The 25,141-nt window shown below is 65.6% G+C and carries 23 protein-coding genes; 21 read left to right on the forward strand and 2 right to left on the reverse strand.

Annotated elements, in window-relative coordinates; translation table 11 throughout:
* Window positions 1-573: 573 nt before the first annotated feature.
* From AB6N07_RS07675 to AB6N07_RS07715, 9 genes are all read left to right on the forward strand, one after another.
* Window positions 574-1,230, forward strand: coding sequence for an HD-GYP domain-containing protein (locus AB6N07_RS07675; protein WP_370677213.1), 657 nt, complete (start codon window positions 574-576; stop codon window positions 1,228-1,230).
* 47 nt (window positions 1,231-1,277) lie between these two features.
* Window positions 1,278-2,957, forward strand: a complete 1,680-nt coding sequence (locus AB6N07_RS07680; RefSeq protein WP_370677214.1) for a methyl-accepting chemotaxis protein — start codon at window positions 1,278-1,280, stop codon at window positions 2,955-2,957.
* Between the two features lie 132 nt (window positions 2,958-3,089).
* Window positions 3,090-3,386: a hypothetical protein gene (locus AB6N07_RS07685; protein WP_370677215.1), complete on the forward strand. Its 297-nt coding sequence runs from the start codon at window positions 3,090-3,092 to the stop codon at window positions 3,384-3,386.
* Window positions 3,387-3,615: 229 nt separating this feature from the next.
* A complete protein-coding gene (locus AB6N07_RS07690) occupies window positions 3,616-5,295 on the forward strand; it encodes a methyl-accepting chemotaxis protein (protein WP_370677216.1) in 1,680 nt (559 codons plus the stop codon).
* A gap of 123 nt (window positions 5,296-5,418) precedes the next feature.
* Window positions 5,419-6,093, forward strand: a complete 675-nt coding sequence (locus tag AB6N07_RS07695; protein WP_370677217.1) for a response regulator transcription factor — start codon at window positions 5,419-5,421, stop codon at window positions 6,091-6,093.
* Window positions 6,090-7,457 carry a sensor histidine kinase gene (locus AB6N07_RS07700; RefSeq protein ID WP_370677218.1) on the forward strand — a complete coding sequence of 456 codons (1,368 nt, stop codon included), beginning with the start codon at window positions 6,090-6,092 and terminating at the stop codon, window positions 7,455-7,457. Before AB6N07_RS07695 ends, AB6N07_RS07700 begins: the two co-directional genes overlap by 4 nt.
* A gap of 215 nt (window positions 7,458-7,672) precedes the next feature.
* The gene (locus tag AB6N07_RS07705; protein ID WP_370677219.1) at window positions 7,673-8,308 is read left to right on the forward strand and encodes an outer membrane protein; all 636 of its coding nucleotides are present in this window, start codon (window positions 7,673-7,675) and stop codon (window positions 8,306-8,308) included.
* Between the two features lie 171 nt (window positions 8,309-8,479).
* Complete coding sequence (locus AB6N07_RS07710) at window positions 8,480-9,670, forward strand: serine hydrolase domain-containing protein (protein WP_370677220.1); 1,191 nt, start codon at window positions 8,480-8,482, stop codon at window positions 9,668-9,670.
* A gap of 81 nt (window positions 9,671-9,751) precedes the next feature.
* A complete protein-coding gene (locus AB6N07_RS07715) occupies window positions 9,752-10,147 on the forward strand; it encodes a hypothetical protein (protein WP_370677221.1) in 396 nt (131 codons plus the stop codon).
* Between the two features lie 15 nt (window positions 10,148-10,162).
* Here AB6N07_RS07715 and AB6N07_RS07720 read toward each other — a convergent pair whose 3' ends face one another.
* Window positions 10,163-11,533, reverse strand: a complete 1,371-nt coding sequence (locus tag AB6N07_RS07720) for a sensor histidine kinase (protein WP_370677222.1) — start codon at window positions 11,531-11,533, stop codon at window positions 10,163-10,165.
* On the reverse strand, window positions 11,530-12,204 hold the full coding sequence (locus AB6N07_RS07725) for a response regulator transcription factor (protein WP_370677223.1): 675 nt from the start codon (window positions 12,202-12,204) through the stop codon (window positions 11,530-11,532). Before AB6N07_RS07725 ends, AB6N07_RS07720 begins: the two co-directional genes overlap by 4 nt.
* A gap of 518 nt (window positions 12,205-12,722) precedes the next feature.
* On the opposite strand from AB6N07_RS07725, the gene AB6N07_RS07730 reads away from it, so the two are divergent.
* From AB6N07_RS07730 to AB6N07_RS07785, 12 genes are all read left to right on the forward strand, one after another.
* Window positions 12,723-13,643 carry a GNAT family N-acetyltransferase gene (locus tag AB6N07_RS07730; RefSeq protein ID WP_370677224.1) on the forward strand — a complete coding sequence of 307 codons (921 nt, stop codon included), beginning with the start codon at window positions 12,723-12,725 and terminating at the stop codon, window positions 13,641-13,643.
* Between the two features lie 170 nt (window positions 13,644-13,813).
* Window positions 13,814-14,395, forward strand: a complete 582-nt coding sequence (locus AB6N07_RS07735; protein WP_370677225.1) for a class I SAM-dependent methyltransferase — start codon at window positions 13,814-13,816, stop codon at window positions 14,393-14,395.
* 1 nt (window position 14,396) lies between these two features.
* On the forward strand, window positions 14,397-15,029 hold the full coding sequence (locus AB6N07_RS07740; protein ID WP_370677226.1) for a DedA family protein: 633 nt from the start codon (window positions 14,397-14,399) through the stop codon (window positions 15,027-15,029).
* A gap of 114 nt (window positions 15,030-15,143) precedes the next feature.
* On the forward strand, window positions 15,144-15,305 hold the full coding sequence (locus AB6N07_RS07745; protein WP_370677227.1) for a hypothetical protein: 162 nt from the start codon (window positions 15,144-15,146) through the stop codon (window positions 15,303-15,305).
* A 63-nt stretch (window positions 15,306-15,368) separates the two neighbouring features.
* Window positions 15,369-16,124 (forward strand): TetR/AcrR family transcriptional regulator, encoded by a 756-nt coding sequence (locus AB6N07_RS07750; protein WP_370677228.1) that lies wholly within the window; start codon window positions 15,369-15,371, stop codon window positions 16,122-16,124.
* 149 nt (window positions 16,125-16,273) lie between these two features.
* On the forward strand, window positions 16,274-17,683 hold the full coding sequence (locus AB6N07_RS07755) for an MFS transporter (protein WP_370677229.1): 1,410 nt from the start codon (window positions 16,274-16,276) through the stop codon (window positions 17,681-17,683).
* Between the two features lie 12 nt (window positions 17,684-17,695).
* Window positions 17,696-18,775 carry an efflux RND transporter periplasmic adaptor subunit gene (locus tag AB6N07_RS07760; RefSeq protein ID WP_370677230.1) on the forward strand — a complete coding sequence of 360 codons (1,080 nt, stop codon included), beginning with the start codon at window positions 17,696-17,698 and terminating at the stop codon, window positions 18,773-18,775.
* Window positions 18,772-21,867, forward strand: coding sequence for an efflux RND transporter permease subunit (locus AB6N07_RS07765; protein WP_370677231.1), 3,096 nt, complete (start codon window positions 18,772-18,774; stop codon window positions 21,865-21,867). The genes AB6N07_RS07760 and AB6N07_RS07765 overlap by 4 nt, the downstream gene beginning before the upstream one ends.
* Before the next feature lie 111 nt (window positions 21,868-21,978).
* Window positions 21,979-22,494: a MarR family winged helix-turn-helix transcriptional regulator gene (locus tag AB6N07_RS07770; RefSeq protein WP_370677232.1), complete on the forward strand. Its 516-nt coding sequence runs from the start codon at window positions 21,979-21,981 to the stop codon at window positions 22,492-22,494.
* A gap of 30 nt (window positions 22,495-22,524) precedes the next feature.
* Entirely contained in the window at window positions 22,525-23,079 is a 555-nt protein-coding gene (locus AB6N07_RS07775; protein ID WP_370677233.1) for an isochorismatase family protein, read from the forward strand.
* A 1-nt stretch (window position 23,080) separates the two neighbouring features.
* A complete protein-coding gene (locus AB6N07_RS07780; RefSeq protein WP_370677234.1) occupies window positions 23,081-23,410 on the forward strand; it encodes a hypothetical protein in 330 nt (109 codons plus the stop codon).
* Window positions 23,411-23,414: 4 nt separating this feature from the next.
* Complete coding sequence (locus tag AB6N07_RS07785) at window positions 23,415-24,815, forward strand: DHA2 family efflux MFS transporter permease subunit (protein WP_370677235.1); 1,401 nt, start codon at window positions 23,415-23,417, stop codon at window positions 24,813-24,815.
* The last annotated feature ends 326 nt before the right edge of the window (window positions 24,816-25,141 follow it).

The following is a 25,141-nucleotide window of genomic DNA, read 5'->3' on the forward strand; positions in this document are numbered from 1 at the left end:
TTTCAATTACAGACCCGGATACACTCTACCAGGAGTTTCCAATTTCCCCTTTTTAATCGCTCAATACACGGAGCGATTAGAAGTTTTGGCGGGAAAAGCCATTAGTTCTCTCGCGGCTAGGTTGAACATAGCGCTGTCAAAGCGGCTTCTGTGGCGATGCGCATCAGTACAAAATGCGACGTGCTGCACAAAATGCGCATTAGCAATAACATAGCAAATTCTCCCATATTTTCAGATTGGGGATAAAGGCGGGGCGAAGTGTGGGGCGGTGGTCCCCGTATCTCTGTCTCTCGCTGAGCTGGTCGTGCGCCGTTGCGCTGAACAGGCCGTGTGTTGTCGAGTCCATCGACTTTGTCGGCGTGGTTCGGGGTGGGGTGCTCGGAAAATTTCGGTCTTTCTAGTCAACTTTTGCCGCCGCTGTGGATCGATTTAATCGCTGCGCGGGGTGGAAAGGTTGGGGGCAACTGATCCATGCGGCATTTTGCAAATGACGAGACGAATGTTGCGGGTGATCGTCTGCCCTTTCCTTCGCGGACGAGCGCCGCTTACGATCATGCTCCCCTGCTGGGGCAAATGAGCTTCCCCGAAAAAAGAACAGCGCTGCTCGTCCATTCCGCCCTGGCACGCAGTGGCTGCGATGAGGCGACCATCGGGCTGGTTCATCGCTATCTGTGGGATGCCGGCGTCTTGCCGCTGGTGACGGAGCTTCGCCTCCACTCGGCTTTCACCTTCTCGCACTCGCTGCGGACGATGAGCTTTGCCGTGCGTATCGCCAGGAAAATGAACGTTGAGGCGGGGGAATACGCCATTCTTTGCGTCGGGGCGCTGCTGCACGACATTGGAAAGCTATGGGTGCCGATCTCCATTCTGCAGAAGCCGGAAAGTCTTCGTAACAGCGAATTCGAGACAATACGGACCCATCCGGAAGTTGGCTATGAAAGCGTGGCCGACAAGCGGGTTTTCGGCTGGTCCGCCGTTCTCGACATCATCCGCCACCATCATGAATGCCTGGATGGCTCCGGCTATCCGCTGGGTCTGACCGCCCCGCAGATCTCCTGGCGGGCCCGCTGCGTCAGCGTGTGCGACGTGTTCTGCGCGCTGACCGAGGACAGGCCCTATCGGGTGGCCATGCATACGCAAGACGCTTTGCACATTTTGCGGGAAATGGCGCGCGCCGGAAAACTCGACGGGGAGATCGTCGATGTCTTCTGTTCGCAATATGGATCTTAAGTACGTCGATAGTCATTCAGTTGAAAAACGCCTTGGGGGGACGACCTGTGTCATTCAAAAATCTATCTCTTCAGCTAAAGATAATTTGTTTGCTTGTGGTTTTGGCTCTGGTTGCATTGGGCGTGGTTGTATACGCCGCGACACAGATCGACCACGTCAACACCATCAATAACGAAATCATCGACGGTTCCGCCGCGGCGACCACGGCGCTGGCACGCACCAGCCGTGACCTCAGGCAGGCGGAGACGGGGCTTTGGGCACTGGCGATCGCCACCACGGCGGACGAGACCTCGGCCGCCGAGGCGACAATCGGCAAGGCGATGGAGAGTTACGAAAAGCAGAATGGCATTGCCGCCCAGGCCTACCCGTCTGGTGCCGGTGAAATCGCCGCCATTCTCCAAAAAGCGAAAGCCGCCGTCAGCGTCGTCTGCCAACAGGGGATCGACAAGGTCAAGGCGGGTGCGCCGGCCACCAAGACCATGCAGGATATCTGCGTGGCCGAGATCGATGCCACGATCGGCGAGGCCATCACCTTCAACGAACAACTGATCGCCGAGAAGACCCGGCTGGCCAAAGAGGCCGACGCGGTTGCCCTGGATTCCGAACTGACCGCCACCGTGGTGATGGTGCTGTCCAGCCTTCTGGTGATCGGCCTGGCGATCCTCGTGACGCGCCGGTTCATCGTCGGCCCGATCAACGGGTCTCTCAAGGTGATGGAGGCGCTCGGCCGGGGCGAGCTCGGCACCGACGTTCCCTATGCCGACCGCAAGGACGAGGTGGGAGCGATCGCCGGTGCGCTGTTGAAACTCAAGGCCGATCTTCATCAGGCGCACATCGCGCGGCAAGAGCAGAACAGGGCGGACGAAGCGGCCAGCCAGAAGATGGTTCGCCGGCACGATCTGAGCGAACGCTTCGTGACGGATATGCAGGGCATGGCCAGTGTGTTCGCCCAGACATCGGACGAAGTGGCCGACAACGCCCGTGGCCTGTCGGCGACCGCCGAGGAAACGGCGCGCCAGGCGCAGGCCGTGGCCGCCGCCGCCGAGCAGGCTGCCGCCAACGTGCAGACGGTGGCTGCCGCGTCGGAGGAAATGGCCGTGTCGGTGCGCGAAATCGCCACCCAGGTCACCCATTCGGCGGCGATCGCCGACAGCGCCTATCGCGAGGCGCAGGCCTCCAACGCGCGGATCGCCACGCTGGCCACAGCCGCCGCCGCCATCGGCGATGTGATCAACCTGATCAGGGGCATCGCCGACCAGACCAACCTTCTGGCGCTGAATGCCACCATCGAGGCTGCCCGGGCCGGTGAGGCTGGCAAGGGCTTTGCAGTCGTCGCGGCCGAAGTGAAGCAACTGGCCGATCAAACCTCCAGGGCAACGGGCGAGATCGAGGTCAAGGTGTCGGAGATCCAGACGGCGACCGACGGCACGGTGTCGTCGATGTCGGAGATCATCAAGACGATCAGCGGCATCAAGGACGCATCGGCGGCGATCGCCAGCGCCATCGAGCAGCAGGGCGCCACCACCGAGGAAATCGCCCGCAACTGCCAGCAGGCGGCGACCGGCACCACGCAGGTGACGCAGAACATCTCCGGCGTCGGACAGGCGGCGGAAATGACCGGTTCGGCCTCCACCCAATTGATGACCATGTCGTCGGGCCTGTCGCAGAAGGCGGCGAGCCTGAAGGGCGCGGTGCAAACCTTCGTCACGGACCTGGCCGCCGTCTGACGGCCGGGCGATCCGCCTCCTCGGGAGCCACGCTGTGGCCTGGCGTGAATCTTGGGGAGGCGGTGAAACCTCTCATCGGGCCGGCTGACCGGGCCTCGCCCATGCCTATCGGTCGAAACATAGGACCACAGGATGTCAGTCACGCACTTGCCGATCTCCGGGGAGAGCCGGGATCGACTTTTCGGCCATGCCGAGGCCCTGCTTTCGCGGGCGCTTGAGAATTTTTCTCGTGAATTCGACTTGATCAAGGCGACGATGGAGTCGGACCTCATCGCCCATTACGCCGATTTATACAGCGAGGCTCTCGCCTTGATCGAAAGCTACCCCGTCAACTCCAAGCAAGGCCTTCGAGCCCGGCAGCTTATGTTGAAGCTGACCCACTCCATTGCCTGCGCAATCGCGCGCGAGCAGCAGTCGCTGGGCGATTGAGAGACCGGGCCAAGTCTCCATTTGATCAGCACCTCCTGGTTGGCACGGTCGATGGCCCAATGACGGCCCGCAGGTTGTGCCGATCATTGGCTTGCAAGAAATACAATAGGCATTCTGAATAAAACGAACTGGACGGCAGATATTGCCGATGAGTTTTACGTTTTATTTAACACGCTAAGGCTAGCTGCTTGCTTGGCGGAGTCGTGTTCGCCGCCGGGGAGCGTGTGTCGTGTCATTTAGAAATCTTGCCCTGCAGTGGAAAGTTATTTGCCTTCTGGCGTTGCTAGCCGCCGTTTCGTTCGGGGTGATCGTCTACGCCGGGGTGCAGATCGACACCGTCAACACGATCAATACGGAGATCCTCGAAGGCCCCGCCGCCGCCGCTACGGCTTTGGCGCGGAGCAGTCGCGATCTCAGGCAGGCGGAGACTGGGGTCTGGGGGCTGGCGACTGCCACGACCGCGGACGAGAGCCATTCGGCCGAGGGCACCATCACCGAGGCGATGGCCAGCTACGAAAAGCAGAACGGCATCGCCGCCCAGGCTTATCCGCAAGGGGCCGGCGAAATCGCCGACGTGCTGAGCAAGGCGAAAAATGCCATCAACGCCGTCTGCCGAGGGGCGGTCGATCAGGTGAAGGCGGGCGCGCCGGTTGCCAAGACGATGCAGGGGATTTGCGTCCCGGAAATCGACGCGGCGATTGCCAAGGCCGTCGTTTTCAATGACGCGCTGATTGCCGAGAAGGACAAGCTCGACAAGTCGGCCGACGTCGTCGCCTACCACGCGGAGTTGACGGCTGGGATCACGATGATCCTCAGCTCGCTCTTCGTGATCGGCCTGGCGATCCTGGTCACGCGCCGGTCGATCGTCGGCCCGGTCAAGGATTCGCTCAAGGTGATGGAATCGCTGGGGCGTGGCGAACTGAGCATCGATGTGCCGCATACCGACCGCAAGGACGAGATCGGCGCCATCGCCGGCGCGCTGTTGAAGCTGAGGGCCGATCTTCAACGGGCCAAGGCGGTTCGTGAAGAGCACAGCAAGGCCGAGGAAGTGGCCAGCCAGAAGATGATCCACCGCAACGATGTGGGCACGCGCTTCGTGACGGAGATGCAGGGCATGGCCAGCGTCTTCGCCCAGACGTCGGACGAAGTAGCCGACAACGCCCGTGGCCTGTCGGCGACCGCCGAGGAAACGGCCCGCCAGGCGCAGGCCGTGGCCGCCGCCGCCGAGGAAGCCGCCGCCAACGTGCAGACGGTGGCCGCCGCGTCGGAGGAAATGGCCGTGTCGGTGCGCGAAATCGCCACCCAGGTCACCCATTCGGCGGCGATCGCCGACAGCGCCTATCGCGAGGCGCAGGCTTCCAACGCGCGGATCGCTACACTGGCCACAGCCGCCGCCGCCATCGGCGATGTGATCAACCTTATCAGGGGCATCGCCGACCAGACCAACCTTCTGGCGCTGAATGCCACCATCGAGGCTGCCCGGGCCGGTGAGGCTGGCAAGGGCTTTGCAGTCGTCGCGGCCGAAGTGAAGCAGCTGGCCGATCAAACCTCCAGGGCAACGGGCGAGATCGAGGTCAAGGTGTCGGAGATCCAGACGGCGACCGACGGCACGGTGTCGTCGATGTCGGAGATCATCAAGACGATCAGCGGCATCAAGGACGCATCGGCGGCGATCGCCAGCGCCATCGAGCAGCAGGGCGCCACCACCGACGAGATCGCCCGCAACTGCCAGCAGGCGGCGACCGGCACCACCCAGGTGACCCAGAACATCTCCGGCGTTGGGCAGGCGGCGGAAATGACCGGCTCGGCCTCCACCCAGCTGATGACCATGTCGAACGGGCTGTCGCAGAAGGCGGCGAGCCTGAAGGTGTCGGTCGAGACCTTCATGAAGGATCTGGCGGCGCTTTGATGCCGCTCGCCTTTCCGGGGATATCTCCGGGAAGGCTTTCAACGCCGATCTTCCCAATTTGCCGTCAGGCGCAATGCTGCTGCAATGTTCGCCGCATAGCGCTCACGGCGAAGTGGGGAAGACATGCGCCTGTTGCTTGTTGAAGACGAACCGCAGATGGCGGATGCGCTGGCCACGGCGCTGCACCGCTTCGACATCATCGTCGATCATGCGCCGACGCTCGCCTATGCGCGGGAGGCCATCGCCCAAAGCCTGCACGATATCATTCTGCTGGATCTGCAGCTTCCGGACGGCGATGGACTGGCCTTTCTCACCCATCTTCGCGGAACCCGCGACACCACGCCGGTGATCGTGCTGACGGCGCGCGGCTCGATCGAAGACCGCGTCAACGGCCTTGACGTCGGCGCCGACGATTATCTCACCAAGCCGTTCGCGGTGGAGGAGCTGTTGGCGCGCATCCGGGCCGTCATGCGCCGCCCGGCCAAGGTGGTGCCGATGGTGGCGCGTGTCGGGCGGCTGGAGTTCAGCCTCGACAATCGCGAGGCGCGCATCGACGGCACCCTGCTCGATCTGCCACGGCGCGAATTGCTCGTGCTGGAAACGCTGGTCCGTCGGCAAGGGCGGACCGTTCTGCGCAGCGTGCTGGAGGAGGCGGTCTATACGTTCGATGACGAGATCCAGTCCAATGCGCTGGATTCGCACATATCGCGCTTGCGGCGAAAACTGATGGATGCCGAGGCCGAGGTCGAGATCCACGGCATTCGCGGCGTCGGTTATCTGATCAGGCCGGCGCTATGAAACCGCGTCGACCGATATCGCTGAAACGGCGCCTCATCGTCCAGTTCCTCATCTTTCAGGTCAGCATTCTCTTCCTGTTCGGCATCGGCTTCGTGGCCTATCTCGTCCAGAAGGACGAGGGCGGCGTGCTGATCAGCCCACAATTCGCCGAGGTGGCGGCGCGCGCCATCGAACGGCAGGCGGACGGCAGCCTGCGGCTCAACGAGACGCCCGAGTTGGCCAAGCTCAAGCGGATGACCGGCGATTTCTGGTTCGTCGCGCGCAGCGATCGCGGCGAGATCGTTGAGACGGGCACGGTTCCCGAACTCTTCGCCGTCATGGCGCGCAACCTCGACAAGATCACCTTCGCCGATATCCGCGACACGACGTGGCCTTTTTCCAACCTCGCCGTGGTGCGGCGGGCGTCCGGTCCGGCCGGCGAGTTCACCGTGCTCGGCAAGGGCAATCTGTTCAGCACCACCTTCGTCGTCCTGTTTCTGTCCAATCTGCTGATGGTGCCCATCCTCATGTTGCTGGCGGCGGTGACGATCATCGGCGTGCCGTGGATCGTGCGGCGGGCTTTCTCCAGTCTGTCCAGCATTGCCCGGGAAGCTGGAGCCATCGATATCGACCGGCGCGGCTATCGCCTGCCGCTGGAGGAAGTGCCCAATGAGGTGCGGCCGCTGGTCAACGCGGTCAACGGCGCCCTGCAACGGCTGGATGAAGGATACGAGCGGCATCAGCGCTTCATCCTCGATGCCGCTCACGAACTGCGCACGCCCGTCGCCATCCTGCAGACGCGGGTGGAAGGCATCCCGGAAAGCCAGCTCAGGACGCATCTGTTGGCCGATGCCTGGCGTATCGCCTCGCTGGCCGAGCAACTGCTCGATCTGCAGCGCCTGGATAGCAGCGGCCACAGCTTCGCCGACGTCGATCTGGTGGGGCTCTGTCGCGAAGCCGCCGCCGACCTTGCCCCGCTCGCCATCGCCCATGGCTACGAGCTGTCGCTGGAGGTGGCGGCGAAGGAGATCATCATCCGGGCCGACAGCGGTGCCTTGCAGCGGGTGCTGACCAATATCGTCCAGAATGCCATCGAACATGGCGGCGGGCGTGGAACCATCCTGATCAGAGTGGCAACGCCCGCCATCATTGAAATCAGCGACGAGGGGCCGGGCGTGCCCGCCGACGAACGGGAGCGGATTTTCGAGCCGTTCCATCGCCTGCACCCCCGGACTCGCGGCGCGGGGCTTGGCCTCAATCTGGTGCGCGATATCATGCAACGCCACGGCGGCAGCGTGTCGGTCATAGATGCGCCGCAGGGTGGGGCCTGTTTTCGCCTGGTTTTTCTTAGCGGCTCGATCGGTAATATACTAAAAAATCATTAATGAAGGGCGAGATAGCCCTCAATACTTGCTGACAATTTTATTCTTATTATTCCGCCGCGCAATGTAGACGCAATCTCCGCCGGCAAAATGAGCCTCATCTGCCGATGGCAACTGTCACGTCATCGGAGAGAAGCGGGCCGCCGAGGCGGCTTTTCAAACAACCCATTTGCCCGCGGATGATCCAAACACGCGGGGTGCATGTCATGGAGCGGTCAATGTCTTTCAATGCAAAAGCGGTGGTCATCGTGGTGGGCGTCGCGGGCCTCATCGCCGGCAACGCGTCGGCCGCCGATATTTCCAACCCGGGCGGGATAAATGTCCCCTCCTACGATGCGCCGGCACCGTTCAAATGGGATGGCGCCTATGTCGGCGTCCATGGCGGCGCCACCACCTCGCATGCCAACCCGCTGTCGGGCGACAAGGCGCTGTTGGGCGGCATTCACGCGGGTTACAACTTTCAGACCGGTCCCGCCGTTCTGGGTGTCGAGGTCGAGGGAAGCTATCTTGGCAACGCCGAGCACGGTGTTCCCGGCGGCAAGGTGCAGGAGCACTATCGCGGCGCGGCCAAGGCCAGGGCGGGTATCAGCCTCGACCACACGCTCGTCTACGGCACCGCCGGCCTCACCATGACCAATCTCAAGGGCGGCGGCGGAACCTACGTGTCGGACGGTTTCAAGCAGGGATATCTTTTGGGCGCCGGCGTCGAGCAGGCGTTTGGCGGCGGCCTCTCCGCCAGCTTCGAATATGACTATGTGGCGACCGACGACATGAAGGCCACGACCTCAAGCGGCATATCGAGGACCAACGTCAAGGACCACGTCTTCAAGGCGGGCCTCAACTACCGCTTCTAGAGAAGTTCGGCCAAACCGGGAGCCAGTCTCGCATCCCGGTTCGCAGGACCAACGAAACAAGGCTTTTCCGGTGAACCAGATGTCACCGGAAAAGCGATCGCAATGCATGCGATGCGCTCAAGCGCCCGCCCGTTTTCCGGCAATATTTACCGTCTACCAGGAGGGCTTCTCATGTCCCGTTGCATCGCCAGGTCGGCCATCGCCCTTGCCATCCTCGCGGCGATCGGCACGCCGGTCCACGCGGCGGACTATCGGCCGGTTCAATGCGCCGCCCGTGCTCCCTATGCCGGCGCGCCACTGCATGCCGCCTTCGACATCGCACCGATCGGCCCCATTGCCAACCGAGCGCTGCCCGAGGCTGTCACCGGTCGCCTCGATGGCGCCTACGAGCGTATTCGAACCGTCACCGCCGCTTCGGCGATGACGGCGGCGGTCGCCATGCCGGGAAAAGGCCTGTGGCAACGGACCGACGCGCCGGCCGGTGCGCCGCTGCTGTTTTGGGCCAGCGTTGGCAAGACCTTCACGGCGGTCGTCATCCTGCAAATGGTGAGGGAGGGCAAACTCTCCCTTGACGATCCGGTCTCGCGCTGGGTGTCGGACGTGCCGAATGGCGATGTGGCGACGGTTCGTGACTTGCTCGCCCATACCGGCGGCCTGTTCAGCGCCAATGAGGATTTCAAGGTGCATGCCGATCCGCGCTATCGCGATCCGGCCGCCAACCTTGCGGTGGCGCGCCGGCATGGGGCCATTTTTTGCCCCGGTGAAAACTGGCACTATTCCAACACCGGCTACGATCTGCTGGGCGAAATCGTCCGGCAGATCGATCATCGCTCGATCGATGACGCGATCACCGCGCGGATCATCACCCCGCTTGGGCTCACCTCGATGCGCGCCCTGGCGCCGGGCCGTGGATCGGCCGGCGTCGCGCCGCTGGTGACGGCGATTGAAAAGCCCATGGACCCAAGCTGGGCCGGGGCCGCCGGTCCCATCGTCAGCACCGCCGCCGACATGACCCGCTTTTGGGCGGCCTTGCTCGGCGGACGTCTGTTGCCGGAGCGCACGGTGCGCGAGATGGCCCGGACGCTCTACCCGATGTACGATCCGGGGACCTATTATGGGCTGGGCCTCATGGTGTTCGATGTGGCCGATGGCGCCCGCTCTCTCCGCTGGATCGGACACGCCGGCGGAACGCCCGGCGCCAGCGCGGTCGTTGCCTATTCGCCGGCCGACAAGGCCATCGTCGCGGTCGCCCTCACCGGCGATGGCGCATCCGTCCCCGCCGCCAACCTGCTCCTGAAAGCGCTGATGCCGCCCGAAGTTTTGGCACCCGGTCACAAGGGAAAGGCTGAAAATTCCAAATAGCATTGAGGCCATTTGGCGCAATGCTGCCGTAACCCGAGCACCATAGGCCTAGGCCCTGAAAACACAGGGAAAGGCCCCTAAATGACCACGACACCAGGTAGACTGAAACAGAAGCTCGTCTTTTCCGCGATCGGGCTCGCCGCGCTCTTGCTGCTGACGGCTTGTGCCTCGCAGATCATGAAGAGCTACATCGGCGCGCCGATCAACAGCGTCATGCTGGACTACGGCCCGCCCGACAACGTCTACGATATGCGCCCCGGCGAACGGGCCTATCAGTGGCGCCAGGACAAGACGCAGGTCGTCTCCGGCAGTACGTCCGGCGAGACGCGCCGGACACGGCATGGCGAGCGCTACGAAGCGACCGAGACCCCCGGCTATCTCCAGCAGACCGCATGCTACTACACGTTCTACACCCGCTTCTCCGGCGCCGAATGGTACGTGACGAGCTTCAGGCAGCCGTCGTTCGAGTGTGAATAGGCAGCCTGATTGGCGTTAGGCTGTGGTGGGCAGTGGAAACACCATTCTGAGGCAGGCGCCCTTGGTCGGCCCGATGACCACTTCGATGTGGCCGCCGTGCAGCCGCATGATCTTCTGCACCAGATCAAGGCCGAGGCCGGCGCCGCGCCCGCCCTGCCGGAGGCGGTAGAAGGGTTCGAAGATCTGTTCGCGCTCGGCCGGCGGAATGCCGTCGCCCTCGTCGCAGACTTCGATCCAGCCGGCGCGGGCGACGCGGATCATGATGGTGCCGCGCCGGCCGCCATGGTCGATGGCATTCTGGATGAGATTGGCCAAGGCACGGTCGAGCGCCGTTTCGTCGCCGGAGATCACGACGTGCTCGGCCTCCGGCTCCAGCGTCATCTCGTAGCCAGCGGCGAACGCCAGCGGCGCGATGTCGAGGACGATCCGCTCGGCGATGGCGACGAGATCCACCGGCGCGAGGGCGATTTCCCGCTGGTCGAGGCGCTGCAGGTCGAGGAGCTGGCCGGTCAATATGGTCAGGCGCGTGGTGTCTTCGAGAAGGCGCGTCCGCTCCGGTCCGGGGGAAAGCGAGGCGATGCGCGTCGTCAGGATGGCGATGGGGGTTCTGAGTTCATGCGCGGCGTCGGCCAGGAAGCGCTTGTGCCCTTCGTAGCCCTTGTCGAGGCGGTCGAGCGCGTGGTTGACCGCGTTGACGAAGGGCACCACCTCGGCCGGCACCTTGTCCATGGACAGGCGCACGCCGCTGCGGTCGATGTCGATGCGCTCGGCGTCGGCGGCGGCCTGTCCCAATCCGGCCATGGCGCGGCGCACCACGAAGGGCGTGACCAGGAGGGTGGCGAGCGCCATCAGCCCGATGATCGGCAGCGCGACGTTGAGGAACAGCGGCTCGGCCGTGGCGATGACCTTGCGCACCGAGGCGCGGCCGCTGGCCGGGGTCAGCATCTGCAGCCGGCCGGCTTGGGTGTCGACCCATCTTACGATGCCGATCGGCGTGGTGTCGTCCGGGGACGAGCGAATGCTGGCCTCGCCGAGACGATCGAGCCTATCGACGATCGGCGCCACCTCGGGCGGCGGGGTTCCCTCCGTGAGGCGCCGGCCTTGGGCGTCGCGCAGGATGAACCAGAGATCGGGCTTCTCCGCCCGCAGACGGATCAACTCGGGTGTCGGCCGCAGCGTCAGATCGCCCAGGGCGTCGCGCTCGACCGCTTCGGCGAGCACGTCGATGGTGCTGAATTGATAACGCTCGCCCAGCATGCCGCTCCGCCACAGGGAACCGACGACGACCAGAATGACCGTCGCGAGCAGAAGCAGCATGATGGCCTGCATGACGGCGAGACGGCCGACGAGGCGCCATTTGAGGGACTTGGGACGCCAAGGGGTCATTGCGTTTCCCTGAGGAGATAGCCGACGCCGCGCACGCCGTTGATGGTGACGCCGCCGTCGGCCTCGGTCAGTTTACGGCGCAGGCGCGACACCTGGGTATCCAAGGCGTTGGGCTGGACCTCGTCGTCCAACGAGAACACCGCCTCCATCAGTAACGCGCGCGGCACCATGCGGCCCATCCGGCGCAGCAGCGCTTCGAGGACGAGGATTTCCCGCCGCGTCAGGTCGAGAACGACATCGCCGACGCTGGCCTCGCGGTTGACGAAATCGAAGGACAGGCGACCGGCGCGGACCTTATCGGATTGCACGTTGGCCGGCCGGCGCATGAGGGCGCGCAGCCGGGCCAGGAACTCCTCCAAGGCGAAGGGCTTGGCCAGATAGTCGTCGGCCCCCCGGTCCAGCCCCGCGACGCGATCGGCGACATCGCCGCGCACCGTGAGGACGAGCACCGGCACCAGATTGCCGCGCGCCCGGAGCTTGGGGATCAGGGTGAGGCCATCGCCATCCGGCAGCTGACGGTCGAGCACCAGGGCGTCATAGCCGCCCAGCGCGGCGATGGCCTCGGCCTCGAACAGGTTGGGCGCGTGGTCGACGATCATGTCGTGCCGGGTGAGCGCCGCGCGCAACGCCGAGGCCATCTCCGGCTCATCTTCGACCAGCAACACGCGCATCAATGCGTTTCCTTGAGTCCCCGCTCGGATTCTCTCTAGCGGCTCTTCATGGCGGCAGCCTTGCAAAAAATCCAGACAACCGGGTTTCCGGCATTTTTTCGGCCCGGCGCACATAGGGCTCCAAGGACAAGGGGCGCCCTATATTCCTCCCTTGCTCTTTTCGGCCCGAGGTCCTCCGCCTTCGCAGAGGAAGACAGGTAATTTATATATAAGAAACATATACTTAGATAAATTTCGCAGGTTGCCATCTTCCGCGCGAGAAAGCGGAGAATGATGGTCTATGTATATGTTTTTCCTATATATTTTACTGTCCTCCTCTGCGAAGGCAGAGGACCTCAGGCAGGATGAGGCGGCGCGGCCGATATAGGGTCCGCGTCTGAATGAGCCCTCATCCGTTTGCCGCCGGGCTGTCACACGTCCTTCAGCTTGCCGCGCGACAGACTGCCGACATGTCGGCGTGCGAGGAGCGGGGCTGCATTTCAAAGCATTTCCAGCAAATCCCTTTGGCAGAGGTTCTCATGTTCGGGCTTTCCAACACTTTTCCGGCGACGCATGCGAGGGGGATTAAGGCCGGCGAGGGCGCGCCGCTCGGTTGCCTGGGCGCGCTGGAGGTGCGGCTCGCCCGTTCCACCGCCGAGGTGCGCGCCGCCCAGGCGCTGCGCTACCGCGTGTTCTACGGCGAGATGCAGGCGACGGCCGATCCGCGCACCTTTCTCCGCCGCCGCGACGTCGATGCCTTCGATCGCTATTGCGATCATCTCTTGGTGCTCGATCAGGATGACATCGAGATCCGGCCGTTCCGCAAGGCGCGGCCGCGTATCGTCGGCACCTACCGTCTGCTGCGCCAGAGCGTGGCCGAGCGGCATCGCGGCTTCTACACGGCCGGCGAATTTGCCATCGAGCCGCTGCTGGCTCGCCATGCCGGCCTGGAGTTCCTGGAACTTGGCCGTTCCTGTGTCATGAAGCCTTATCGTAGCAAGCGCACCGTCGAGCTGCTGTGGCAGGGCATCTGGGCCTATGTGCTCAACCACGGCATCGACGCCATGATCGGCTGCGCCTCCTTCGAAGGCACCGATCCCGAGGCGCTGGCCCGGCCGCTGTCCTTCCTGCACCACCATGCCTCGGCCGACGCGGACTGGCGGGTGGAAGCGCGGCCGGAGCGGGCCGTCGCCATGAACCGACTGCCGATCGAGGCGGTGGATATGCGCTCGGCGCTCGCCGGCATGCCGCCGCTGATCAAGGGCTATCTCCGGCTCGGCGCCATGGTCGGCCAAGGTGCCGTCGTCGACCGTCCGTTCGGCACCACCGACGTGATGATCGTGCTGCCGGTCGACCGCATCTCCGAGCGCTATGTTCGTTATTATGGAGCTGATGCCAGCCGCCATGCCCGATCCGGAGAAGATACGGCGCCTCGTGGCGTAATGTGTTCGATTTTTTAAATGGATTGCAAAACGACAGACTGCCGACATGCAGACGTGAGACATCGATCAGCATGGAACTTCGGAAAAGAACAAATTCTTTTCTTCGTGCTGTGGGATGTTAAACGTGCTGCCAATTTCAAATGACCAATATCGGGCCGTGTCCTTCGCCATGACGAGGGAGGGCCGGCATGTCGCTGTCTGACGCCCTGCTGTTCATCCGCGAATGGTTTCGCAATCCCCGCAGCGTTGCCGCCATCTTCCCGTCCGGGACCGCCCTGGCCTCGTTGATAACGAAAGAAATTTCGGCGAACACCGGCCCCGTCGTCGAGCTCGGACCGGGCACCGGCGCGTTCACGCAGGCTTTGCTGAAGCGGGGCGTCAGGCAACAGGACCTGACGCTGATCGAATACAGCTCCGATTTCGCGCGCCTGTTGCAAACGCGGTTTCCCCAGGCCCGCGTTCTCTGGATGGACGCGGCCGGCCTCGACCGCAACGGGTTGTTCGACGGCGCACCGGTCGGCGCGGTGGTCTGCGGCCTCGGCTTTCTCAATATGCCGGAGGACAAGATCAGGGCGATCCTCAAGGGGGCGTTCGGCTATGTGCGCCCCGGCGGATCCTTCTTTCTCTTCACCTATGGAGCGCGCTGCTCGGTGCCGGATGCAACGCTCGCCGCATTGGATCTGCAGGCGATCTGGGTCGGCCGGACTTTCCAGAATATTCCGCCGGCGTCGGTCTATCGGATCGAGCGGCGTTCCGGGAATGGAGGCTGAGATGGACGCGACGCACCTCGTGGCGATGGTGTTGAGCTTCGGCCTGCCGGGCCTGCTGTTCATCGCCTTGGCCGAAAAATTCACGCCGATCATCCCCTCCTACGTCCTGCTGATGCTGATCGGTATGACCATTTCCAACAGCGCCATGCTGGTCCTGGCGATCCTGGCTACGGCGACCGGATCTCTGACCGGATCCGTTATCTGGTATGGGGTGGGGCGCCTGTTCGGGGCGGTGCGTGTCGAGGCCATCGTCGCCCGCTTCGGCAAATATGTGTTCTTCAGCGGGCAGCATTACCAGCACCTCGCCAACGCCTATCGGCGCAACCATTTCTGGGTGACGCTGTTCGGCCAGACCATTCCCGTCGCCCGCATCTACCTGGCGCTGCCGGCCGGCGTATTCGCCATCCAGCCGGTTGTCTTCGTCGTTGCCGCGGGCTTCGGCATCGTGCTGTGGAACGCACCTTTCCTGACGCTTGGCTATCTTTTGCGCGGCGGCGGCCACGACCCGGTGCACGTCGGCTTCTGGGTTTCCGCCGCCCTGGTGGCCACGGAGATGACGATCCTTGTCGGCTATCGGTTGCGCGGGATGATCATCAGGCGATGGGAGCGATGCCCCGCTGGCGCAAGCTCGTGACTTCAACGGATGCGACCTATATCCACCGCGCATATCGGGCTGCTTCACTGGGCGGCTGGGTAGAAATAAACAGGTAGACTTACAAGTTTACCTGTCGAAATGTATGTCTCGGTCATGAGCACACCCTTCGACATGCCACCCGAGACGATCGTTACCGAGCTGACGCTGGCCGTCGGTCAGTTGCTGCGTCGCTTGCGCGCCGAGACCAATCCCGATGGCCTCACCTGGTCGCAGACCACGGCGCTGGCCCGGACGCGCCGCGCCGGTTGCCAATAGGGGCGGATGTCGCCTTGCAAAATCGAACTTGATCGTAACGAACACGTTCGTTATAAGTGGCGCATGAAACAGACGCCGCCGTCCTCCGTTACCCATTCGTCCACCCAAGTGGTCAGCCGCCGTGAGCGCCCCGCCAAGGTGGCATTGACGCGCGAACTGATCGTTGCCACCGCCCTCGACATCCTCAACGAAGAGGGGCTCGAGAAGGTGACGATGCGGGCGATCGCCGGCCGTCTCGATACCGGCCCGGCCTCGCTCTACGTCTACGTTCGCAACACCGAGGACCTGCATGCGCAGTTGCTCGATGCGCTGATATCGGGCGTTCCGGAGGCGGCGGCCGAGCGTCCCGGCGCCAGCGTCGGCGCGGCGGACTGGCGCGGGCAGCTCATCGGCCTGCTGATGACCTATACCGAACGGCTCTATAGCCACCCGGCCATTGCCCGCCTGTCGCTGTTCGCCCGGTCGAACGGGCCGAATTCGCTGAGGATGGCCGATGCCCTCCTGAAGCTGCTGCGGCAGGGCGGCGTGCCGGATGCCTCGGCCGCCTGGGCCATCGATCTGATGATGCATTTTGCCACCGCCACGGCGGCCGAGCAGAGTTCCGACCGGCACGAAAGCAAGATCGCCGCCACGGCGGACGCCATCGAGGCAGCGGACCCCGCCCTCTATCCCAACCTCGCGGCGATCGACCCGCTGCTGCTGTTCAGCGGCGAGGGGATCGAGCGCTACACCTGGGCCGTCAACGTGCTGATCGACGGCGTGCTGGCGGCGGTGCCGCCGGCGCCGGACACCAGCCGGCTGGCCTTCAAACGCGATTGACCGAACCAAGCTGATCGCCGGCGATTGAAGCCGGCCTTCTTCCGCCCTCATCGGATCTCGGCCCGCTGAAGCCCCTGCTTCCGCGAACGCCCGATCCTTGCCGTTTTTCCGGATGCCGGTCGCATAGCGCCGGTGGAAAGGCTACCCCCTTGTCTTCTTCGCAATCTTCTTCCATTCCCCGGCCGAGCCTGATGGCGGTGCTCGCCGTCGTGCTGATCGCCGACGTGCTCGACCTCGTCGACGGCACGCTGACCAGCATCGCCGCGCCGGCCATCGCCCGCGATCTCGGCGGCGGCGCCGGTTTCATCAGTTGGCTCGGCACCGCCTATACGCTGGCGCTCGGCGTCTTCCTGGTGCTGGGCGGGCGGCTCGGCGATCGCTTCGGCCAGCGGCGGCTGTTCCTGCTGGGCATGGCAGGGTTCACGCTGGCCTCGCTGGTCTGCTGCCTCTCCGTCACGCCGGGCACGCTGATCGGCGCCCGCTTCGTTCAGGGCGCCTTCGGGGCGCTGCTGATCCCGCAGGGCATGGCGATCCTGACCACCCTGTTTTCCCGCGCCGAGCTCGGCATCGCCTTCAGCGTGTTCGGGCCGGCGCTCGGCCTTTCGGCGGTGGCAGGGCCGCTGCTCGGCGGCCTGATCATCGACGCCGACATCGCCGGCCTTGGCTGGCGGCCGATGTTCTTGATCAACATCGTCATCGGCCTTATTGGCCTGCCCGCCGCCTGGTGGATACTGCCGAAGGTGCCGGCGCGGCCGGATGTCCGCCTCGACGGCCCCGGCTCGCTGCTGCTCGGCCTTGCCATGCTCACGGCGATCTATGGCTTGATCGGTGGAGCCCAAGCCGGATGGCTCGGCTGGGCGGGCGTCTCAATCGTCGCCTCGCTCCTGCTGTTCGCCGCCTTCGCCTGGCGACAGGCTACCGCCGAGGCGCCGATCATCCTTGCCTCGCTGTTCAGGAGCCGGGGGTTCGTCTCGGGCCTGATCGTCGGCTTTGCCTTCTTTGCCATGGTGAACGGCCTCGTCTTCATCACCTCGCTGTTCCTGCAAAACACGCTGGCCGTCTCGCCCTGGGGCACGGCGCTGCGCATGTTGCCGATGACGCTCGGCATCATCGTCGCCTCGGCAGCCGGCATGGCGCTGATCCCGCGCCTTGGCCGGATGCTGGTGGTCATCGGGCTTGGCGTGACGCTGTTCGGCACCGGCTTGCTGGCGCTCGCCATCGGCCTTGGCGGCGGTACCCATCTGATTGCCCTTTCCGGCGCGCTGTTTGTGCTCGGCCTCGGCATGGGCAGCTGCTTCGGCACCATCTACGACATCGCGCTCGGCGACATTTCGACCGAGGAGGCCGGCAGCGCCAGCGGTTCGCTCAGTGCCGCCCAGCAACTGGCGGCCAGCACCGGCATGGCCGTCATGAGCGCGACTTTCTTGAGCGAGGCGCCACGGCTGGCCGGTGATGGCGCGCTGCTCCTCTGCCTTGCCATCGCCGCGGTGGCCATCCTCGTCAGCCTGCCGCTGGTCGGCCTGATGCCACGCGCCGCCCCGGCCGAGCCGGTGCACTGAACGGTGACCCAAATGAAACATCTGATCAGCGGGCTGGCGCTTGCCGCCGCCTTCACCCTGGGCAACTTGCCCCTCGCAACCGCCGCCGACCAATCGGTTCGCGCCGTGCTCACCGTGCGGCCGATCCACGCCGAGCGGCAGACCTGGACCGACAGCGTTGCCGCCGGTGGCTGGGTGGCCGCCTGGAGCGAGGCATCGATCGCCACCGAAATCGGCGACTACCGGATCGACGACCTCGCCGTCGATGTCGGCGATAGCGTCAAGAAAGGCGATGTGGTGGCCCGCCTCGCCGACGACCAACTGAAGGCGGCGGTCGCCGCCGGCGAAGCGGCGCTCGACAGTGCGAAGGCCGCCTATGACCTCGCCCAGTCGGACGCCCGCCGCGCCCAGCTGCTGGGGCCGACCGGCGGCCAGTCGAAACGCGAGCTGGAGGCGGCGGAAATCGCCGAACGCGTCGCCGCCGCCAATGTGGCCGCCGCCGGGGCGGAACTTGAAACGCGCCGGCTGCGCCTTGCCAAGGCGACGCTGGTGGCGCCCGACGACGGCGTCATTTCAGTGCGACCGGCCGTGCTCGGCGCCGTCGCCTCGGCCGGCACGGAGCTCTATCGCCTCGTCCGCCAGAACCGGGTCGAATGGCGGGCCGAGGTAGCGGCCGACGCCGCCCTCCGGATCAAGCCCGGCATGACGGCGACACTGACGGAAAAGGACAGGAGCCTGTCGATCGGCGTCGTGCGCTTGGTCGGCCCGACGCTGATCAGCGCCTCCGGTCGGGCGACCGTTTACGTCGACCTGCCGGCCGTCGGGGAACTCAAGCCCGGCGGCTATTTCGCCGGCCACATCGACACCGGCCGCCGGGAGGTTCTGACCCTGCCGGAAAGCGCGGTGCTGCTAAAGGATGCCAGCAGCTTCGTTTTCGTGGTGGACCCGAAGGGCACGGTGACGCGGCTCTCCGTGACCACCGGCGCCCGACGCGACGGCCGGATCGCCGTCATCTCCGGCCTGTCTCCCGATGCGGCGGTGGCCGAAAGCGGCGTCGCCTTCCTGTTCGACGGCGCCGCCGTCGCCCTTGCCACCAACGAGGTGACGCCATGAACGTCTCAGCCTGGGCCGTTCGCAATCCGGTGCCGGTGGTGCTGCTGTTCGTGCTGCTCCTGGTCGGCGGCCTCATTTCCTTCTCGCGGTTGGCCGTGCAGAGCTTTCCCGACCTCGATCTTCCCCTGGTTTTCATCGATTGCCAGCTCGACGGCGCGGCGCCCGACCAGCTCGAGACCGACGCCGTGCGCAAGATCGAGGACAAGGTGGCGACGCTCGGCAAGCTCAACCACATCACCACCCGCATCGACGACGGCCGCGCCTCGATCATCGTCGAATTCCAGATCGACAAGGACCCGGAAGCCGCCCTCAACGAGGTGCGCAACGCCGTCGACAGCGTCCGCGCCGACCTGCCGGCCGACATGGAGGCGCCGAGCATCTCGCGGCAAACCGCGCAGGATACGCCGCTGATCGCCTTTGCCGCGACATCCGACGGGCTCGACGAGGCGGCGCTGTCCTGGTTCGTCGACAACGACCTCAACCGCGCCTTGCGCGCCGTGCCCGGCGTCGGCGACGTCGCCCGCACCGGCGGCATCGACCGGGAGGTGACGGTCACCGTCGATCCGACCCGGCTCGCCGCCTTCGGCCTGACCATTGGCGAGGTGGCCGAGCGGCTGCGCACGGCGCAGGTCGACACTTCCGGCGGCCGCGTCGAGACGACGCTCAGCAAAAGCAGCATCCACCTTCAAGCGGCGGCCGGAACCGTCGACGCTCTCGGCAAGCTGGCCTTGCCGCTGGTCAATGGCGCGTCGGTGCCGCTATCGGAGGTGGCAGCGGTCGAGGATGGCCATGCCGAGCGCACCAGCCTTGCCTACCACGGCGGCGACCGGGCACTGCTCGTCGAGATCAAGCGCTCAAACGGCTATTCCGACATCGACGTTGCCGAGGGCGTGCGCACCGCCGTTGCCCGCCTCGCCGCCGCGCGGCCGGATGCGCGGCTCGCCGAGGCGACGACGACGGTGACGGCGACAGAGAGCGACTATCGCGCGTCGATGCATATGCTCTACGAGGGTATCGGCCTCGCCGTGCTGGTGGTCTTCGCCTTCCTTGGCTCGCTGCGCGCCACCATCGTCGCGGCGGCGGCGCTGCCGCTGGCCCTGGTGCCGACCTTCCTCGCCATGGAGTGGTTCGGCTTCAGCCTCAACGCGGTGTCGCTGTTGGCGCTGTCGCTGGTGATCGGCGTGCTGGTCGACGACGCCATCGTCGAGGTGGAGAACATCGAGCGGCACCTTCGGGCCGGCGGCACGCCGCGCGAGGCCACCATCGTGGCGACGCAGGAGATCGGCCTCGCGGTGGTCGCCACCACGCTGACACTGGTGGCGGTGTTCCTGCCGACCGCCTTCATCGGCGACGTGCCCGGCCTCATCTTCCGTCAGTTCGGCATCACCGCCTCGGCCGCCGTGCTGGCCTCGCTGCTGGTTGCCCGCCTGCTGACGCCGATGATGGCCGCGCGCCTCCTCAAGCCCGGTAAGTCGCGCGGCGAGGCGGCCGACGGCCCTGTCATGCGCACCTACCTCAGGTTCGTGCGTGGCTGCCTCCGGTTTCGCAAGACGACGCTCGCCGCCGCCTTGCTGTTCGTCGGCGCCTCTTTTGCGTTGATGCCGCTGCTCGACACCGCCTTCGTGCCTCCCTCCGACATCGCCCAGACCAGCGTGGAGATTACGCTGCAGCCGGGCAGCACGCTGACCGCCACCGACAAGGTGGCGCGCCAGGCGGCGGGGCTGATCGGCGCCGTGCCGGACGTCCGTTCGGTACTGACGCGGGTGGGCACCGGCGCGGTGGCCGGCGCCGGACCGGACGCCGTGGCGAATGCCGACGTGACGTCGGCGCTGATCACCGTCGACCTGGCGCCGTTTGGAACGCGGCAACGCTCGCAGCAGCGCATCGAGCAGGATATCCGGGCGGCGCTCGCCGTGCTGCCGGGGGTGCGCGTCGCGGTCGGCGGCAGCGCCGACGGCGTCAAGCTCGACGTGGTGCTGGCCAGCAACGATGCCACCGCCCTCGGCCGCGCCACCGAGGCGGTCGAGACCGAGATGCGGACGATCCCCGGGCTCGGCGCGGTGACCTCGACGGCGGCGCTGGAAGCGCCGGAACTTGCCGTGGTGCCGGACCTTGCCCGCGCCGACGCGCTCGGCGTGACGCCGGCCGCCATCGCCTCGATCGTACGCATCGCCTCGGCCGGCGATTATGCGGTCAACCTGCCCAAGCTCGACCTCGGCGAGCGGCAGTTGCCGATCCGCGTCCGCTTGCCGGACGGGCTGGCCGAAAGCCCGGACACGCTGGCCGCGCTCAGGGTCGGCGGCACGGGTGGCAGCGTCGATCTCGGCACGGTGGCCGCCCTTTCGATGCGAACCGGACCGGTGGCCATCACCCGCTTCGACCGCGAACGCTATGCCTCGATCAGCGCCGAGCTGAACGGCCGCAGCATCGGCGCCGTCATGGACGAGGTGAAGGCGCTGCCGTCGGTGCGCGGCTTGCCGGCCGGGGTGCGCCTGGTCGACGAGGGTGAGGTGGAGCGGATGAACGGCATGTTCTCCGGCTTCCTGTTCGCCTTCGTCATCGGCATCCTCTGCATCTACGGCGTGCTGGTGCTGCTGTTTCACGATTTCCTGCAGCCGTTCACCATCCTCGCGGCCATTCCGCTGTCGCTCGGCGGCGCCCTGTTGCCGCTGGTGGTCACCGGCACCAGCTTTTCCATGGCGACGGCCATCGGCATGCTGATGCTGGTGGGCATCGTCACCAAGAACTCCATCCTGATCGTCGAATATGCCGCCGCCGCGCAGCTCGCCGGTCGCAGCCGGTTCGACGCGCTGACGGAGGCCTGCCACAAGCGGGCGCGGCCGGTGGTGATGACGACGCTGGCGATGATCGGCGGCATGGCGCCGGTGGTGCTCGGCCTCTCCGGTGGCGACCCGAGCTTCCGCCGGCCGATGGGGCTGGTGGTGATCGGCGGCCTGACCCTGTCGACGCTCCTCAGCCTCGTCGTGGTGCCGGTGGTCTACAGCGCGGTCGACGGACTGTCGCGCCGGCTGAAGCGGCTCGCGGAGCGGGGAGGGGAAGGGGAGGTTGCCGCGCAGCCGGCGAAACCGTAATCGCCGCCGACAGGCTGGGCGCCCGATATGAGCCGATTGCTTCCTCCTGCCCGAGGTCCTGCGCGAAAAGGGTGGGGCGCGCGTATCGGGTTCGATGTCTGCAAAGCGCGGGTGATCTCACGGTCGCTCGAAGATAAATCGACAGTCAGACTTGCAAGTTTACCTGTCGAGATGTATGTCTCGGTCATGAGCACACCCTTCGACATGCCGCCCGAGACGATCGTCACCGAGCTGACGCTGGCCGTCGGTCAGCTGCTGCGCCGCTTGCGCGCCGAGACCAATCCCGATGGCCTCACCTGGTCGCAGACCACGGCGCTGGCCCGGCTGGAGCGCGGCGGGCCGACGACGACGGCCGATCTGGCCCGGGCCGAGGCCGTGAAGCCGCAATCGATGGGCGCCACGCTGGCCGAGCTGGAGCGCGAGGGGCTGGTGGAGCGCCGCCCGCACCCGAGCGATGGCCGGCAGGTGCTGTTCGCGCTGACGGAGGCCGGCCTTGAGGCGCGGCGCAAGCGCAGCGCCGCCAAGCAGAAGTGGTTGCTGGCCGCCCTCAGCGGCCTCGACGCCGACGAGCAGCGGCTGCTGATGTCGGCCATTCCCCTGATCAAACGGCTGAGCGAGGCCGACTGACACCTGTCCGGATCGCCAGAGGAAACCCCCATGACCTTGATCGACCCCGTAACGGCGCTTGTCGTCATCGATCTTCAGAAGGGCATTGTGGCGCTGCCCACCGCCCAGCCGATCGGCGAGGTGGTGGCCAACGCCGCCGCGCTGGCCGACGCCTTCCGTCGGCATGGTCTGCCGGTGGTGCTGGTCAATGTGGCCGGCGCCGCGCCGGGCCGCACCGAGGTGCCGCGCACTCTCAAGGGCTTCCCGCCCGGCTGGACCGAGCTGATTCCTGAATTGAACCAGCAGCCGCGAGACCATGTGGTGACCAAGCACACGCCGGGCGCCTTCACCGGCACCGGCCTTGAAGCTCACCTGAAAGGGCTGGGCGTGACGCAGGTGGTGGTGGCCGGCGTTGCCACCAGCAACGGTGTCGAGGTGACGGCGCGGCAGGCTTTCGAGCTGGGTTTCAACGTGACGCTGGCCGTTGATGCCATGACCGATATGCGCGCCGAGGCGCATGCCTATTGCGCCACCCAGGTGTTCCCGCGCATCGGCGAGACCGGCACCACGCAAGAGATTATCGATCTTCTCCCGAGGAGCGCCTGACATGAGCTGGCTCTACGATCTCGCCTATTTGTTCGGCGGTGCCTTCCTGTCCAATGCCGTCCCGCATTTCGTCTCGGGTGCGATGGGCCGGCCGTTCCAGAGCCCGTTCGCCAAGCCGCCGGGCGAGGGGCTGTCGTCGTCCACCGTCAACGTCGTCTGGGGCTTTGCGAACCTCGTCATCGGCTATCTGCTGCTCGCCCATGTCGGCAGCTTCGACATCCGCGCCGCCGATCAGGCGGGTGCCGTGGGCCTCGGCGTGCTGGTGATGGGGCTGGTGTCGGCGCGGGGCTTTGGGCGGTTCCACGGCGGCAATTCGCCGACGGGTGCCTGAGCCGATGGCCGCGCCCGACAGCGACCGGTTGAGCCCAGAAGTCTGGAAGATTTCCGCCGTGGCGCTGCTCGGCTCGCTGCTGTCGCAGCTCGATGCCACCATCGTCAACGTGTCGCTGACCAGCCTTGCCGCCGATCTCCATAGCACGCTCTCGACCATCCAATGGGTGACCAGCGGCTATCTGCTGGCGCTGACGCTGGTGCTGCCGCTCAACGGCTGGCTGGTCGACCGGATCGGCGGCAAGGCGCTGTATCTGTGGTGCTTCACCGCTTTCACCATCTCCTCGGCGCTGTGCGGGCTTGCCTGGTCGGCTCAATCGCTGATCGCCTTCCGGGTGTTGCAAGGGGTGAGCGGCGGCCTGCTGGCACCGATGGCGCAGATGATGATCGCCCGGGCGGCCGGCCGGCAGATGGCGCGCGTCGTCGGCATCATGGCGCTACCGGTGCTGTTGGCGCCGGTGTTCGGGCCGATCATCGCCGGCGCCATCTTGCAATATGCCTCCTGGCGCTGGCTGTTCCTGGTCAACCTGCCGGTGGGGGCGCTGGCCTTGCTGCTGGCGGTGCTGCTGCTGCCGGCCGACCGCGACCAGGCGACGGCCCGCAAGCTCGATTGGGTCGGCCTGATGCTGCTGTCGCCCGGTCTGGTGCTGTTTCTCTATGGCTCCGACAAGCTCGGCGACAGCATGGGGCGGATAAGCTTCGGGCTCGGCCTCGCCATGATGGCCGTCTTTTTGTGGAGTGCGCGGCGCAAGGGCGGCGACGCGCTGGTCGATCTCAGCCTGTTCAAGACCAAGGCGTTCTCGGTGGCGGCCATCACGCAATTCCTGTCGAACGGCGGCATGTTCGCCGGACAGATGCTGATCCCGGCCTTCCTGATCGCCGGCTGTGGCCGCACGCCCGGCGAAATGGGCTGGATGCTGGCGCCGCAGGGGCTGGGCATGATGGTGACCTATCCGCTGATGGGCTGGCTCACCAAGCGCTTCGGCATCCGCCTGACATCGGCGGGCGGCGCGCTGCTCGCCTGCCTGTCGACGCTGGCCTTTCCTTATCTTGCCCATCAGGGCTTTGTCCTCGGCGTGCTCATCCCGGCGCTCGTGCTGCGCGGCATGGGCATGAGCGCGGTGGGCCTGCCGTCGATGACCGCCGCCTATGCCTCGGTCAACAAGGCGAGGCTGCCGATGGCGACCACCTCGATCAACATCGTGCAACGGCTCGGCGGCCCGACCATGACGACCATCGCCGCCACCTTCCTGGCCTGGCGGCTTGGCGGCGCGGCGAGCGGGCCGGCGGTGCCGGCCGCCTATGGCGCGGCCTTCCTGCTGCTGGCAGCGCTGCATGCCGCCACCTTCCTGTCGGCGGCGCGCTTGCCGGACCGGCTCAGCGATGTGGCAACGCCGGAAGCGTGACGGCCGGTGGCGGCCTATAGCGGCGGCTCGCCCCTTGGGGCTAGATCCGCATGCCGCGGGCACCTCGATCCGCCGGGCGGCGACCGTCGCCGTCGACCTGCGAAGATGGCCCAAATCGGCCGGTTTGGTCCAGCCCCGGTGCATGCCGGTAGGCCTATGCTAACTGTTTTGGGCATTTTCTCGCGGGAAATGCTGCCCGTTAACCTCCTGCAACTGTGACGATCAAGACTACGTTAAGGGTTACCATCGGAAATTCCCTTATTGGCATTTCGTGCGCGGTGCATACGGCGTCGCCGGCAACGGTTTTCTCCGCGAGGATGGAAATA

The sequence above is a fragment of the Pleomorphomonas sp. PLEO genome (assembly GCF_041320595.1).
Classification (GTDB): Bacteria; Pseudomonadota; Alphaproteobacteria; order Rhizobiales; family Pleomorphomonadaceae; genus Pleomorphomonas.